This window comes from Paracoccus versutus (assembly GCF_000763885.1).
GTDB classification, from domain to species: domain Bacteria; phylum Pseudomonadota; class Alphaproteobacteria; order Rhodobacterales; family Rhodobacteraceae; genus Paracoccus; species Paracoccus versutus.
This window is the reverse complement of the sequence record NZ_JRKO01000037.1, coordinates 1-14,040: the sequence shown is the minus strand read 5'-3', so window position 1 is coordinate 14,040 and position 14,040 is coordinate 1. Positions and strand designations below refer to the sequence as shown.

The window sequence follows — 14,040 nt, the reverse complement described above, 5'->3', positions numbered from 1 at the left end:
GATGGCGCTTCTGACAATCCGCAACCTGACCGTGCGCTTCGCCACCTCGACCGGCAGCTTCACCGCCGTGGACGGCATCGACGTGACCGTGGACAAGGGCGAGGTGCTGGCCATCGTGGGCGAGTCGGGCTCGGGCAAGTCGGTGTCGATGCTGGCGGCGATGGGGCTTTTGCCCGACACCGCCACCGTCACCGCCGACGAGATGACCTTCGACGGGCAGGATCTGCTGCGCATGACCCCGCGCCAGCGCCGCCGCATCATCGGGCGCGAGATCACCATGATCTTCCAGGAACCCATCGCGTCCCTGAACCCCAGCTTTACCACCGGCTACCAGATCGAGGAGGTGCTGCGCTTCAACGCGGGCCTGTCGAAACGCGCCGCCCGCGCCCGCGCGCTGGAGCTGTTTCGCCAGGTCGGCATTCCCGACCCCGAGGAAAAGCTGAAAAGCTATCCGCACCAGATGTCCGGCGGGCAATGCCAGCGGGTGATGATCGCCATGGCCATCGCCACCGGCCCGCGCCTCTTGATCGCGGACGAGCCGACGACGGCGCTGGACGTGACGATCCAGAAGCAGATCCTCGACCTGCTGATGAAACTGCAGGAACAGACCGGCATGGCGCTGATCCTGATCACCCACGACATGGGCGTGGTGGCCGAGACGGCGGATCGCGTGCAGGTGCAATACAAGGGCCGCAAGATGGAAGAGGCCGACGTGCTGACGCTGTTCGAGGCGCCTTCGCATCCCTATACCCGCGCGCTGCTTTCGGCCCTGCCCGAGAACGCGACGGGCGACCGGCTGCCCACCGTCGGCAGCTTCCTTGAACCGGAGGTGCAGCCATGAGTGTCGTCGAAGGGCGCAACCTGATCCGCGACTATTACGTCCCCGGCTCGCTGACCCGCGCCGCCAAGATGGTGCGCGCGGTCAAGGGCATCAGCTTCTCGGTCGACCGCGGCAAGACGCTGGCCATCGTCGGCGAATCCGGCTCGGGCAAGTCGACGCTGGCGCGGATCATCGCGCTGATCGACCCGGCTTCGGGCGGCGAGCTGCTGATCGACGGCAAGCCCGTGGACATCGGCAAGGCGCGGCTGACGCGCGAGATGCGCTCCAAGGTGCAGATGGTGTTCCAGAACCCCTATGGCAGCCTGAACCCGCGCCAGAAGATCGGCGACGTGCTGATGGAGCCCCTGCTTCTGAACACCGACACCCCCGCCGCCGAGCGCCGCCGCCGCGCCGAGGAGATGCTGGCCAAGGTCGGCCTGCCGCCCGAGGTGTTCAACCGCTATCCGCACATGTTCTCGGGCGGGCAGCGCCAGCGCATCGCCATCGCCCGCGCGCTGATGCTGAACCCGACGCTGCTGGTGCTGGACGAGCCGGTCTCGGCGCTGGACCTTTCGGTCCAGGCGCAGGTGCTGAACCTGCTGGCCGACCTGCAGGACGAGTTCAACCTGGCCTATGTCTTCATCAGCCACGACCTGTCGGTGGTGCGCTATATCGCCGACGACGTGCTGGTGATGAACAAGGGCGAGGCGGTCGAGCAGGGCAGTCGCGAAGAGGTCTTCGCAGACCCCCGCCACCCCTATACGCGCGAGTTGTTCGCCGCGACCCCGGTGACGGACATCGAGGCGATCCGCGAGCGCGTGGCGCGCCGCAAGGCGCTGCGCGCGGCGATGGCCTGACGCGACGAGGATGCCGGGGCGCGCAGGTCACAGGCGTCCCGGCAATGCCTTGGCCCCTGGCAGGCTGCTGGAAAAGGATCCTGGGCCTTTTCTGTAAAGGAATTGGTCCCCGATCTGGCGCAACTGGTCCAGGAATTTGAGGTTTCCGGGTCATTTTGCGGCGAATTTCCCGGCTTCCAGAGCCGGATCGAGACACCTAGGCAGTTTTTCCGCAGCCCGCCTAGGTCGACAGGCTGGGGCCGGCGCAGCGCTTGGGGTGCATGTTGCGGAAGGTCTCCCATGCCTCGTTCAGCGCGCGGGTGCGCGCCTCGGCCAGGCGGATCGCCTCGGGCGGCAGGCCGCGGGCCAGGGCGCGGTCGGGATGGCTTTCGCGCACCAGTTCGCGCCAGCGCCGCCGCGCCTCGGGCAGCGGCGTGTCGGGCGTCACGCCCAGCACCTCGCAAGAGGGGCAGCCCTGCCGGCGGTCGTGGCGGGCGCGGATGGCCGCCACCTGCGCGGCGGGCAGGCCGAAGATGCGCGCCACCTCGTCGATGAAAATGATCTCGGCCTCGTGCAGGTCGCCATCGGCGACGGCGATGATGAACAGCCCCTCGACCACATCGGCCAGCACCGGGTCGCCCGCCGGGAACATGGCCGCGATGCGCCGCGCCCAGGCGTCGAAGCCCGCCACGTCCTGCCGCGCCAGGTCGAAGACGCGGGCGGCGTTCTTTTCCTCGGACCGCGGGATGATGAAGACGCGGCGAAAGGCCGCCACCTCGGACCGCGCCACGGCACCGTCGGCCTTGGCGAGCTTGGCCCCCAGCGCGATCACGGCGATGGTGAAGGCCACCGATTTCTCGGGCGGGGTGGCGGGGCGGCGCGCGCCGACGATCGCCGCCAGCCGGTCGGCAATGCGCTGCCAGAAGCTGCGGGGCTTCGGCAGTTCGGGGCAGGGCTGTTTCTGGTCCTTGATCGCGGCGTCCATGGCCTGCAGCCTAGGCGGGGTGGCGGGTCAAGTCCACTGACATTCCCGCCAGTTACGAGCCGTCATCTGCGGCTTTCCAACGCGGCCTTGACGACCAGCACCACCAGCGCGATCACGGTCAGCGTCGAGGCGGCGGCAAAGGCGCCGGTGGTGTTGAGGTCGTTGAACATCAGCTCGATTTGCAGGGGCAGGGTGTTGGTCTGGCCGCGGATCGAGCCCGAGACGACCGAGACGCCGCCGAACTCGCCCACCGCCCGCGCCGTGCAAAGCACCGCGCCGTAAAGCAGCGCCCAGCGGATATTGGGCAGGGTGACGCGGGAAAACACCTGCCAGCCGCGCGCGCCCAGCGTGACCGCCGCCTGTTCCTGTTCCGAGCCCTGCGCCTGCATCAGCGGCAGCACCTCGCGCACGACGAAGGGGGCGGTGACGAACATGGTCACAAGCACGATGCCGGGCAGGGCGAACATGACCTTCAGGTCATGCGCGGCCAGCCACGGGCCCAGCAGGCCCTGCCGGCCGTAAAGCAGCAGGTAGCAGATGCCGGCGATGATCGGCGAGATCGAGAAGGGGATCTCGATCAGCACCATCAAGAGCTTGCGCCCCGGAAAGCGAAAGCGGGCGATGGCCCAGGCGACGGCGATGCCGAAGGCGATGTTGACCGGCACCACGATCACCGCGACCAGCGTCGTCAGCCAGATCGCATGCAGGACCAGCGGATCGGCGATGTTCTTCAGATAGACCGCCCAGCCCTCGGCAAAGGCGCGCCAGAAGATGAAGGCCAGGGGCGCCACCACGAAGATCGCGGTCAGCGCGAAGGCCAGCCCGATCAGCAGCCGCGGCACCGCGCGGCTTTGGCCGGGGGCGTGGGTCAGCGCGACGGTGCTCATCAGCGGGCCTCCAGGTGGCGGGCGGCGCGGAACTGGATCAGGTTCGAGACCACCAGCAGGATCAGCGCGAACAGCAGCAGCACCAGCGCGATGGCGGCGGCGCCCTGGTAGTCGTATTCCTCCAGCCGGATGAAGGCCAGCAGCGCCGCGATCTCGGTCTTGAAGGGCAGGTTGCCGGCGATGAACACCACCGCGCCGAACTCGCCCAGCGAGCGGGCGAAGGCCACGGTCGAACCCGCCAGCCAGGCCGGCAGGATCGCCGGCAGCACCACGCGGCGGAAGATGGCAAAGGGCCGGGCGCCCAGCGTCATCGCCGCCTGCTCCAGCGCCGGGTCCAGATCCTCCAGCACCGGCTGGATGGCGCGCACCACGAAGGGGATCGAGGTGAAGGTCATCGCCAGGATCACGCCGCCCAGCGTATAGACCAGCTCGATCCCGGCGCCGGCCAGCGGCGCGCCGAACCAGCCGTTCGCCGAATAAAGCGCGGTCAGCGAGATGCCGGCGACGGCGGTCGGCAGGGCGAAGGGAATGTCCATCAGCGCGTCCAGGATGCGCTTGCCGGGAAAGTCGTAGCGCGTCAGCACCCAGGCCATCAGCAGGCCGTAGAAGGCGTTGAAGACGGTGGCCGCGGCGGCGGCGGTCAGCGTCACCCGCAGCGCCGCCAGCGTGCGCGGCGCGGTGACGATGGCCCAGAACCGCGCCGGCCCGATCTCGGCCCCCTTCAGCACCAGCGCCACCACCGGGATCAGGATCACCAGCCCGACGTAAAGCAACGTCGTGCCGAGGCTCAGCGAGAACCCCGGCAATACGCGTTTCGCGCGGATGGGCGCGGCGGCGGCGCTCATTGGTTGACGAAGACCTTGTCGAGGATGCCGCCCTCGGCCAGGTGCTCATCCTGCACCTTCTGCCAGCCGCCGAAGACCTCGTCCACGGTCAGGAGCTTCACCTCGGGGAACTCGGCGGCGTATTTCGCCGTCACCGCCTCGTCGGTGGTGCGATAGTGGTTCTCGGCCAGGGTGTCCTGTGCCTCGGGCGAGTAGAGCCAGTTGAGATATTCCGTCGAAACCTCGGTCGAGCCGTTCTTTTCGGCGTTCTCGGCCACCACGGCGACCGGGAAGGCGGCGAAAAGGCTGGTCGCGGGGGTCACGGCCTCGAAGCCCTGGACCTCGTATTGCTTGGCGATGCCCTTGGTCTCGGCCTCGAAGGTGATCAGCACGTCGCCGATATTGCGCTCGGCGAAGGTCTGGGTGGCGGCGCGGCCGCCGGTGTCGAAGACCGGGACGTTGGCAAAGATCTTGCCGACGAATTCCTGCGCCGTCTCGGGCGTGCCGCCCTCTTGCGTCAGGGCATAGGCATAGGCGGCCAGATAGGTATAGCGGCCGTTGCCGCTGGTCTTGGGGTTGGGGAACACCGCCTGCACGTCGTCGCGCGCCAGGTCCGACCAGTCCTTGATGCCCTTGGGATTGCCCTTGCGCACCAGGAAGGCGGGCAGCGAGTAATAGGGCGAGGCGCCGTTCGGCAGGGCCTCGCGCCAGTTCTCGGCCACCAGGCCGTTCTGGGCCAGCACGTCCACGTCGGTTTCCTGGTTGAAGGTGACGATATCGGCCGGCAGCCCTTCGAGGATGGCGCGCGCCTGTTTCGACGAGCCGCCGTGGCTTTGGTCGATGGTCACGTCGCGGCCGGTCTTTTCCTTCCAATGCGCCTGGAACTCGGGGTTCAGCGCCTCGAACAGCTCACGGGCGATGTCATAGCTGACGTTCAGGATCTTGTCCTGGGCCAGCGCCGGGCTGCTGCCCAGCATCAGCGCCAGCGCGGCGACGTGAAGCTTGCGGATCGTCATAGGCTTTTCTCCTTGCGGGGGAATGCGGCGGTGGCGGCCTGCGAAGCCAGGGCGCGCGGGCCGGGAAAGATCGTGCCCGCCTCGGGGCGCAGGTTGACGCGGGCGCCGGGGACCAGCCCCTGCGCCTCGGGCGCGCGGCGGGGCAGGTCGATGCCGAACTGGCCGGTGCCGTCGGTCAGCTCCAGCCGCAGCAGGGCGCCGTTGCTGGTGCGATGGGCGACCTGCCAGCGCCCGGCGGGATCGGCCAGGGGCGTCACGTCGGCGGGGCGCAGGAACAGCGTGGCCGGCCCGTCGGGCAGGGCGCGGCGCGGCAGGCGGCTGGGGTCCAGCCCCTGCGCCTCGGCCCGGCCGGCCTGCAGCATCACCGGCAATTCGATGGTCGCGCCCATGAAGCGGGCGACGAAGGGGCTGGCGGGATGATCGTGGATCTGGTCGGCATTGCCGATCTGCTCGATCCGGCCCTCGCCCATCACCACGACGCGGTCGGCCAGTTCGAAGGCTTCCTCCTGGTCGTGGGTGACGAAGATCGTGGTCGAGCCGGTCTCGTCATGCACCTGGCGCAGCCAGGCGCGCAGGTCGCGGCGCACGGCGGCGTCGAGCGCGCCGAAGGGCTCGTCCAGCAACAGCACCGTGGGCTCGATGGCCAGCGCGCGCCCCAGCGCCACCCGCTGGCGCTGGCCGCCCGAAAGCTGCGCCGGGTAGCGGTCGCCCAGATGCGCGATCTGCAGGAACTCCAGCAGCTGGTCCACCTTGGCGGCGATGACCGCCTTGCCCGGCCGCTGGGCGCGCGGGCGCACGCTCAGGCCGAAGGCGATGTTGTCGCGCACGCTCATATGCGGGAACAGTGCGTAATGCTGAAAGACGAAGCCGATGCGGCGGTCCTGCGCCGCCAGGTGCAGCCAGTCGGCGCCATGCACCGCCAGCCTGCCGGAATTCGGCCATTCCAGCCCGGCGATGATCTTGAGAAGCGTGGTCTTGCCCGAGCCCGAGGGTCCGAGCAGTGCCACCAGCTCGCCCGATTCGATGGTCAGGTCGATGCCGCGCAGGACAGCGGTGCCGTCGAAGCTTTTGGTCATGTGCTCGATGACGATGGACATGGGCGCCTCCGTTTCCGCGCCAGAGGTAGCGGGCGGGCCGGGGCCGGGCAAGCCGGGCGGGCCCCGGCCGCCTTGGCGGGCGGCGAATGTTTTCCCAAGGCTGGCCGGGCGGCGGACCGCTGTTCCCCTGCCGCCGGCCCGGCGCGGAAAGCGTCCGGGCCGCAAGGGGCTGGCGCGCGCATTCTTCCTTATTTTTCATGCCGCCGGGCCGCGCGGGGCTTCGCAATCGCGCCGGCCGCTGCTAGGGTCCGGCGCGCAGCAGCAAAGGGATGGCGCGATGGGTGGCGGGGATCTGGTAATCGGGCGGGAAAGCCCCCTGGGCGAGGATCTGGCGCTGCTGTTCCGGCGCCATACCGCCGACATGCATGCCGACACGCCGCCGGAATCGATCCACATGCTGCCGCGCGCCGCGCTGGAGGGCCCCGAGATCGCCTTTTTCGTGCTGCGCGAGGGCGGCGTGCCGGTCGGCATGGGCGCGGTCAAGCGCATCGCCCCCGATCATGGCGAGATCAAGTCCATGCATGTGCTGGCCGAGGCCCGCGGGCGCGGCCATTCCCGCCGTATGCTCGAGGCGCTGGTCGCCCATGCGCGGGCCGAGGGCATGGCGCGGCTGAGCCTGGAAACCGGGGTGCAGCCGACCTTCATCGCCGCGCGCGGGCTTTATGCGCGGGCGGGTTTCGTCGAATGCCCGCCCTTTGGCGACTACCACCCCGATCCGAACAGCGTCTTCATGACGATTGCGCTGCGCGGTTCGGATTGAACGGTTGATTCAGCCGCCGTCCTGCGCCATGACTGCCGCCATGCGGCCCCGTAGCTCAACTGGATAGAGCAAGCGCCTTCTAAGCGCTAGGTTCCGGGTTCAAGTCCTGGCGGGGTCGCCATCCTATCAAGAAATGCTTTGAATATCAGGCGCTAGACGCCCGGCTTCCATTCTGCCTCTGATCGGTTCCCCGTTTCCATGCCTGATCCGCCGCGCAGGGGATGCGCTTGCGGCCCGCGCCTTGCTTTGCGTCGCCGGGCTTCGGGCGGGCCCGCCTGGCCGGCCGGGCCGCGATCCGATGCGCCTCAGCGCGGCGCAGCCTGCCAAGGCGGCAACGGCGACTTGCGGATCATGTCCGCGGCCTTCTCGGCGATCATGATGGTCGGGGCGCTGGTGTTGCCGCGGGTGATGCGCGGCATGACCGAGGCGTCCACCACGCGCAGCCGGCCGATGCCGTGAACGCGCAGCTGCGGATCGACCACCGCCATCTCGTCCCTGCCCATCTTGCAGGTGCTGGTCTGGTGCCAGCCCGTGCTGCCGGCCTGTTTCAGATGGTCCAGCAGCTGGTCGTCGGTGACGGCATCGGGTCCGGGCGCCAGTTCGCTGACGATCCGCCGCGACAGTGGCTCGGTGGCGAGGATCCTGCGAAACAGCCTCATGCCGATCAGGGTGCGGCGGATGTCGTCCTCGTCGCCCAGATAGTTCGGGTGAAAGGCCGGGGCCGCCAGCGGGTCCGCGGATTTCAGCGCCATATGGCCGGTCGATTTCGGGCCGACCAGCACCGTCGCCCCGCTCATCCCCGGTTCGGGGTCGACGACGACCTGGCCGCTGGGCAGGAAGTTCGAGGTCATCGGCCGGATCGCCAGTTGCAGGTCGGGCTGCGGCTGGTCGGGCGTGGACCGGACATAGGCGCTGACCGCCGAGGATCCCATCGCCAGGTAGCCGCGACGGGTCAGCAGGTAGCGCATCCCCTCGACATATTTGCGCCATCCGACGAGGTGGCCGTTATAGGAGCTGTCGGGCGTCACCCGCATCAGGAAGGGGGCGAACCAATGGTCCTGCAGGTTCTGCCCGACGCCGGGCAGGTGCCTTGCCGCCTGGATGCCGAACTTGCGAAGCTGCCCGGCATCGCCGATCCCCGAATGCATCAGCAGATGCGGCGAGGCCAGCGCGCCGGCGGACAGGATGACCTCGCGCGCGGCGTGGATGATCCGCCTGGCGCCGTCCTGGATCACCTCGACGCCGGTCGCCTCGCCGTTTCGGAGGACGATGCGCAGAACCTGGACCCCGGTCAGCACGGTCAGGTTGCGGCGATGCAGGACCGGCTTGACGAAGGCGGTATAGGCGGATTCCCGGCGGCCGCCGCGAATGGTGAATTGCTGATACGAGACGCCTTCGTAGGGCGGCGCGTTCAGGCCGCGGATCTCGGGGATGCCGTTCCTGACGGCGGCGGCGACGAAATCCTGGGTCGAGGGGTGGCGGATCACCGGGTCGCTGACCGCCAGCGGGCCGTCGCCGCCGAAAAACGCGTCTGCGCCCCGCTCGTTGCACTCGGATTTCCTGAAATAGGGCAGGACATCGCGGTAGCTCCAGCCCTCGTTGCCGAGGCTGGCCCAATGGTCGTAATCCATCGGATGGCCGCGCGAATAGACCATGCCGTTGACGGAACTCGATCCGCCCAGCGTCTTGCCGCGGGGCCAATAGACCGTGCGCCCGCCGAGGGTCGGAACGGTTTCGGTGGTAAAGGCCCAGTTGTAGCGCTTGTTGAGGAAAAGCGGGCCCATGCCGGCGGGGGTGTTGATCCAGAAATAATCCGCCGACGGTCCCGCCTCGATCAGCAGGACGCTTTTCCTGGAATCCTCGGACAGGCGGCTCGCCATCACGCAACCGGCGGAACCGGCGCCGACAACGAGATAATCGCATGGTTCCATATCAATCCCCTCCCGGAATGGCGGACGCATGGGGATGCGTCCGGGCTGTCCTGTTTCGTCCCGTCAGTTGGTTTGGCCGGCGGCGATATGGGTCTCGAGCCTCTGGCTGCCGGAGGCGGCCCCGTCGGGCTCGATCGACGCGATGCGCGCGTTCCGGCGCCCCTTCACGCCCGGCGGTGCGGTCGCGAACAGCGCATGCATGCCCAGCAGGCCGCCTTCCTGCGCCGGCGACCGCGGCCGGCCGAGCCTGTCGCAGGTGTCCCTGGTGATCCGCGGCCGGTCGAGGCCGCCGCTCGGCAGCATCCTGTCCGGGCTGGAGGGCGCGGGAGCCAGGGCGACGTCGGCCATGCCCGACGACAGCACCGAAAGCTGGCCCTTGCCCAGCTGCCTGGTATGGAACCCGGCCCGGCCGCCGGTCGCTTCGGCCACGGCATCGACAAGAACCTGGCCACCCTCCTGCCGCATGGAGTTGCTTGCCGGCCACGGATCGGAGACCTTAAGCGCTTGCGCCGCCGCATTTCCGGCGGTCATGAGCGGCAAGAGGCCCAGGGCGGCAAGCTTCGCCGGTCTTTTCATCGCCTTTTCCTCCCGCTGGTTACGAATTCGCCGGGCCAGGACAAGCCGGCCCGCCAAGGGGTTGTCGCAGCGGCCGGATCGCCGGGTTCAGCCGGCCGGGCCCTGGGGCGCCCTGGGGTCGAGATAATCCGCCAGGCCCAGGCGGCGCCGGGCGAAATACTGCATCTCGATCATCAGGCAGCCCGACGCCGAGACCAGCGGCCCGTGCGGCGTTCCCGGCGGGCGGATGACATAGGCCGGGGCGCGCAAGGTGATGCCGCTTTCCTTCTGCGTCAGCGCGCCCTCGATCAGCAGGGCCTCTTCCCAATGCGGATGGGTGAAGGCCGCGAAGGTCTCGCCGCCCGGTTCGAAGCGGACATAGCGGGTGCGAAACCCCTCGGCTTCCGCCTCGTCCCAGGCGCCGCTGAGCGGCTTGAGGAATATGCCGGCGGTGCCGGCGACCGGCTCCCAACCCGTGGCCAGATCGACTTCGAACATGCCGCGCCTTCCTTTTTCCCGGCGGTTCCGGGACGGGATGCCCGTCCCGGAGCGCATTCATTCAGCCTGCCGGAATGCCTCGAGGATCTCGGTGCCCGGCTTGCGGTTGTCGTTCATGCGCGCCGCCCAACCCTCGGCCACCGTCGCGGTCTTTTCGTTCCACAACGCGATCTCCTCGTCGCTCAGGATCGTCGGCTGATAGCCGTATTTGTCGATCATGTCCTGGCGGACCCTGGCTTCTTCGCCCTCGGTCCATCGGCACAGGTTCTCCTGCGCCTCGGCGGCGGCGGCGGTGATCTCTTGCCGGATGTTTTCGGGCAGGGATTGCCATTTGCTTTCCGCCATGGCGAAGACGATGGTCGCGGAACCCAGGTTCGGCCCCTCGGCGCCGTATTTGAACAGCGATTCAAGCTCATAGGGCGGCGCGGCGTGATAGGGCCAGATCGCGCCGTCGATGGTGCCGCGGCGCAGGGAATCGTTGATCTCGCTGGCCGTCAGCTGGATCGGAACCGCACCCAGGGCACGGACCGTCTGCTCCATGGCGGCACCCGAGGCCCGGATCTTCAGGCCCTGAAGGTCGGCCAGCGACCGGACCGGCTTGGTGGTGGTGGGAACCTTGTAGCCGGGAAGGATGGTCACGAACAGCGCGCGCATGCCCTGGGGCTTGTATTCCGCTTCGGAAAGCACGCCGCCGGGCCTGGCGATTTCCCAAAGCTTGCGCGTCGCATCGCAGGCGTCCTCGTATTTCACCGGCAGTTCCGCCACGGTCGTCAGCGGCATCTTGTCGGATGCATAGGACGGGATCAGGACCACGATATCCGCCAGCTTGCTGTTGAGGACCGAGACATAGTCCTTGCCAAGCTGACCGGCGGGATAGACCTCATAGGACACCGTGCCGTCGCTGGCCTCGACCACGGCATTCGCCATGCGCCCCAACCCCTCGACCCAGGCGTAATGGGTCGAGGAAAGCGGATGCGCAAAGCGCAGCTTCACCTCTTCCTGCGCCTGCAGCGGTTGCCCCAGCGCCAGGACGCCCGCCATCGCGACAGCGGCCATTTTCGTCGTCTTGTGCAGCATTTCTCCTCCAATCTGCTGGGATGAAGCCGTTTTCGCTCAACGGTCTGTCTGTTGCCCGCCGTTCCCAGGGGGCGGCGTCGCGGTCATTCCCGGCTGCGATACGAGGAAACGGCAGGCATTTCGCATCACGCCATGCGATGCCGTCTCACAAGGATGGCGCAGGCCGGTCCTGGTGCCGATCAGGCGCTTTTCCGAAGCTCCGCTTCGGTGGCGTCGCGGCGCGTGTTCAGGGCAGGGCGGCTGGACGCCGCCCGCATTCGCCAGGGCGCGCTTAGAACGAGGCGGCGCCGGCGGTGATCCCGCCATCGACGGGAACGACGGCCCCGGTCATGAAGCTGGCATCCTCCGACAGCAGGAAGGCGATGACCGAGGCGACTTCCTCGGGGCGCCCCTCGCGCCCGATCGGATGGGCGGCGCGCATCTTGCGGGCGCGTTCGGGGTCGGCGAACATCGCCTCGGTAAAGGGCGAGTTGATGATGCCGGGCGCGACGCAGTTCACCCGGATGCCGCGCGGCGCCAGGTCCATCGCCGCGGCCCGCGTCAGGCCGATGACCCCATGTTTCGAGGTCACATAGGGCAGGCGGGCGGGCAGCCCCTCGAGCCCGGCCTGGGACGAGATATTGACCACCGCGCCGCTGTCGCGTCCCTCGCTGGCCTGGGCATAGGCGCGGCAGGTATGGAAGGAGCCGTCCAGGTTCGCCCCCATGTTGCTCCGCCACAACTCGTCCGTGGTGTCCGAGGCGCTGCCCCAGCCCTTGATGCCGGCGGCATTGACCAGATAGTCCACCGCGCCGAAGCGCTGCCTTGCCGCCTCGAAGGCCGCGACCACCTGGCCGTCGTCCGAGACATCCACCGCCACCGCCAGCAGCCGGTCGCCGCCGCCCAGTTCCGCCACCACCCGGTTCGCGTTTTCCTGTTGCAGGTCGGCGACGACGACATTGGCGCCCTCGTCGAACAGCCTGCGGACCGTGGCCGCGCCGATCCCGCTGCCGCCGCCGGTGATGAATGCCGTCTTTCCTTCAAACCGTGCCATTCTCGTCCTCCTCTCCGAGAGTTCTGGTCTTTCGCGATGCGTCGGGGGAAGCGGCCGGACCGAGTGCGCCGTCACCCCGCCGGCCGGAAGTCCCGCAGCGGAACCTCCAGCTTTCCGGCCAGCCCGGCGGGGATGCCCACCGACTTGACCTCGACATAGGAATCGAAGGCCTCCAGCCCCGCCTCGCGCCCGATGCCGGATTTCTTGAAGCCGCCCACCGGGCAGTAATATCCCGGCCCCACGCCGTTGATGTCCGTGGCCCCGGTCCTGATGCGGCGGGCGATGCGCAGGGCATGTTCGTCCTCGGCGGCGAAGATCGCGCCATGCAGCCCGTATTGGGTGCCGTTGGCAATCTCGACCGCCTCGTCCTCGCCGTCGAAGGGGATCACGGCGATGACGGGGCCGAAGATCTCTTCCTGCGCGATGGCCGCCCCCGGCGCCACGTCCGAAAAGATCGTCGGCTCGACGAACCAGCCGTGGTTCAGATGGCCCGGCCGGCCGCCGCCCAGGACCAGGCGTGCGCCCTCGGCCTTGCCCTTGGCGATATAGCCCTCGACCCGGTCGCGCTGGCGGGCGCTGACCATGGGGCCGATCTCGGTCGCCGGGTCCATCGGATCGCCCACCGGCATCGAGGCGACCATGGCGGAAAAGGCGTCCAGGAATTCGGCCTTGCGGTTGGCCGCGACCAGCACGCGGGTCTTGTTGCTGCAGATCTGGCCCGAGTTGCGCAGCGAGGCGACGCGCAGCGATTCCACCGCCTTGGGAATGTCGGCGCCGTCCAGGATGATCGCCGCCGACTTGCCGCCCAGCTCCAGCGTGATGCGGCGGATCTCGGCGCCGCAAAGCCCGCCCAGGCGCTGCCCGGCCGCGGTCGAGCCGGTGAAGCTGACCTTGTCCACGCCCGGATGCAGGCACAGGTATTCGCTGGTCTCGCGGTCGGCGGGGACGACGTTCACCACCCCCTTGGGCAGGCCCGCCCGCTCGAACAGCTCGGCCAGCAGATAGGCGTCGACCGGGGTTTCCGGCGCCGGCTTGAAGACGGCGGTGTTCCCCGCCAGCAGCGCCGGCGCCAGCTTGAGCATCGCCACCACCAGCGGGCCGTTCCACGGCGCCACCGCCGCGACCACGCCCAGCGGCTCGCGCAGGACCAGCCCGTAGCCCGAGGGCGACTGGCGCAGTTCCTCGAACGGATAGCGGTCCACGACATCCAGCGCGATGTCCAGCATCGCCCGCGCCCCCGCCGACTGCATCCATCTCGACAGCGTGATCGGGCTGCCCATCTCTTCGGTCACGAGCTGGGCGATCAGGTCTTCCTGCGCCTTGAGCCCGTCGCTCAGGCGGCGCAGGGTCTCGCGCCGCTCGGCCAGCGACATGCGCGGCCAGGGGCCCTGGTCAAAGGCGTTGCGCGCCGCCGCCACCGCCCTGTCGATATCGGCGCGATCGGCCGTGACGACGCTGGTCAGCCTTTCCTCGGTGAAGGGCGAGATCACATCGACGAATGCCGTCGAATGCGGCCGCACCCATTCCCCGCCGATGAAAAGCCGGTCGTGCCTTCCTTCCCAGATCATGATTTCCTCCTCCCATTCCTGCGGCGCCCCCTGTGGTGTGGTGTGCCTTGTTCATTCTGCGCATCGGAAGACGGGCAGGGTTTGTCTGCCGCGCTTGATGAAGGCGACCTCGACGGGGCGGCCGATGCGCATGTCCTCGGGCTTGCCCTCGAT

14 protein-coding genes and 1 tRNA gene are annotated in these 14,040 nt (G+C 68.6%); 4 read left to right on the top strand and 11 right to left on the bottom strand.

What is annotated here, in order from left to right; translation table 11 throughout:
• Window position 1: 1 nt before the first annotated feature.
• Together IT40_RS16695 and IT40_RS16690 are read left to right on the top strand one after the other, a co-directional pair.
• On the top strand, window positions 2-841 hold the full coding sequence (locus IT40_RS16695) for an ABC transporter ATP-binding protein (protein ID WP_052096078.1): 840 nt from the start codon (window positions 2-4) through the stop codon (window positions 839-841).
• Complete coding sequence (locus IT40_RS16690; protein WP_036757629.1) at window positions 838-1,677, top strand: ATP-binding cassette domain-containing protein; 840 nt, start codon at window positions 838-840, stop codon at window positions 1,675-1,677. Before IT40_RS16695 ends, IT40_RS16690 begins: the two co-directional genes overlap by 4 nt.
• 220 nt (window positions 1,678-1,897) lie before the next feature.
• On the opposite strand, the gene IT40_RS16685 is transcribed toward IT40_RS16690, so the two are convergent.
• From IT40_RS16685 to IT40_RS16665, 5 genes are all read right to left on the bottom strand, one after another.
• Window positions 1,898-2,641 (bottom strand): molecular chaperone DjiA, encoded by a 744-nt coding sequence (locus IT40_RS16685; RefSeq protein ID WP_036757628.1) that lies wholly within the window; start codon window positions 2,639-2,641, stop codon window positions 1,898-1,900.
• A gap of 62 nt (window positions 2,642-2,703) precedes the next feature.
• On the bottom strand, window positions 2,704-3,528 hold the full coding sequence (gene cysW / locus IT40_RS16680) for a sulfate ABC transporter permease subunit CysW (RefSeq protein ID WP_052096077.1): 825 nt from the start codon (window positions 3,526-3,528) through the stop codon (window positions 2,704-2,706).
• Window positions 3,528-4,373: a sulfate ABC transporter permease subunit CysT gene (gene cysT / locus IT40_RS16675; protein ID WP_036757627.1), complete on the bottom strand. Its 846-nt coding sequence runs from the start codon at window positions 4,371-4,373 to the stop codon at window positions 3,528-3,530. Before cysT ends, cysW begins: the two co-directional genes overlap by 1 nt.
• Window positions 4,370-5,368, bottom strand: coding sequence for a sulfate ABC transporter substrate-binding protein (locus tag IT40_RS16670; RefSeq protein WP_036757626.1), 999 nt, complete (start codon window positions 5,366-5,368; stop codon window positions 4,370-4,372). Before IT40_RS16670 ends, cysT begins: the two co-directional genes overlap by 4 nt.
• Window positions 5,365-6,465 (bottom strand): sulfate/molybdate ABC transporter ATP-binding protein, encoded by a 1,101-nt coding sequence (locus IT40_RS16665; protein WP_036757625.1) that lies wholly within the window; start codon window positions 6,463-6,465, stop codon window positions 5,365-5,367. The genes IT40_RS16670 and IT40_RS16665 overlap by 4 nt, the downstream gene beginning before the upstream one ends.
• Before the next feature lie 277 nt (window positions 6,466-6,742).
• Between IT40_RS16665 and IT40_RS16660 the strand changes: the two genes are divergently transcribed.
• Both IT40_RS16660 and IT40_RS16655 read left to right on the top strand, forming a co-directional pair.
• Window positions 6,743-7,225, top strand: a complete 483-nt coding sequence (locus tag IT40_RS16660) for a GNAT family N-acetyltransferase (RefSeq protein ID WP_036757624.1) — start codon at window positions 6,743-6,745, stop codon at window positions 7,223-7,225.
• Window positions 7,226-7,269: 44 nt separating this feature from the next.
• Window positions 7,270-7,346: transfer RNA gene (locus IT40_RS16655), tRNA-Arg, on the top strand.
• A gap of 184 nt (window positions 7,347-7,530) precedes the next feature.
• On the opposite strand, the gene IT40_RS16650 is transcribed toward IT40_RS16655, so the two are convergent.
• The 6 genes from IT40_RS16650 to IT40_RS16625 all read right to left on the bottom strand — a co-directional run bounded on the left by IT40_RS16650 (window position 7,531) and on the right by IT40_RS16625 (window position 13,887).
• Window positions 7,531-9,156, bottom strand: coding sequence for a GMC family oxidoreductase (locus IT40_RS16650; RefSeq protein WP_036757623.1), 1,626 nt, complete (start codon window positions 9,154-9,156; stop codon window positions 7,531-7,533).
• A gap of 63 nt (window positions 9,157-9,219) precedes the next feature.
• Window positions 9,220-9,732 (bottom strand): type 2 periplasmic-binding domain-containing protein, encoded by a 513-nt coding sequence (locus IT40_RS26850; protein ID WP_052096076.1) that lies wholly within the window; start codon window positions 9,730-9,732, stop codon window positions 9,220-9,222.
• Between the two features lie 87 nt (window positions 9,733-9,819).
• Window positions 9,820-10,209, bottom strand: coding sequence for a cupin domain-containing protein (locus IT40_RS16640; RefSeq protein ID WP_052096073.1), 390 nt, complete (start codon window positions 10,207-10,209; stop codon window positions 9,820-9,822).
• Window positions 10,210-10,266: 57 nt separating this feature from the next.
• Complete coding sequence (dctP, locus tag IT40_RS16635) at window positions 10,267-11,265, bottom strand: TRAP transporter substrate-binding protein DctP (protein ID WP_166443849.1); 999 nt, start codon at window positions 11,263-11,265, stop codon at window positions 10,267-10,269.
• Window positions 11,266-11,557: 292 nt separating this feature from the next.
• Window positions 11,558-12,319 (bottom strand): SDR family NAD(P)-dependent oxidoreductase, encoded by a 762-nt coding sequence (locus IT40_RS16630; protein WP_036757619.1) that lies wholly within the window; start codon window positions 12,317-12,319, stop codon window positions 11,558-11,560.
• A gap of 71 nt (window positions 12,320-12,390) precedes the next feature.
• Complete coding sequence (locus tag IT40_RS16625; RefSeq protein WP_036757617.1) at window positions 12,391-13,887, bottom strand: aldehyde dehydrogenase; 1,497 nt, start codon at window positions 13,885-13,887, stop codon at window positions 12,391-12,393.
• Between the last annotated feature and the right edge of the window lie 153 nt (window positions 13,888-14,040).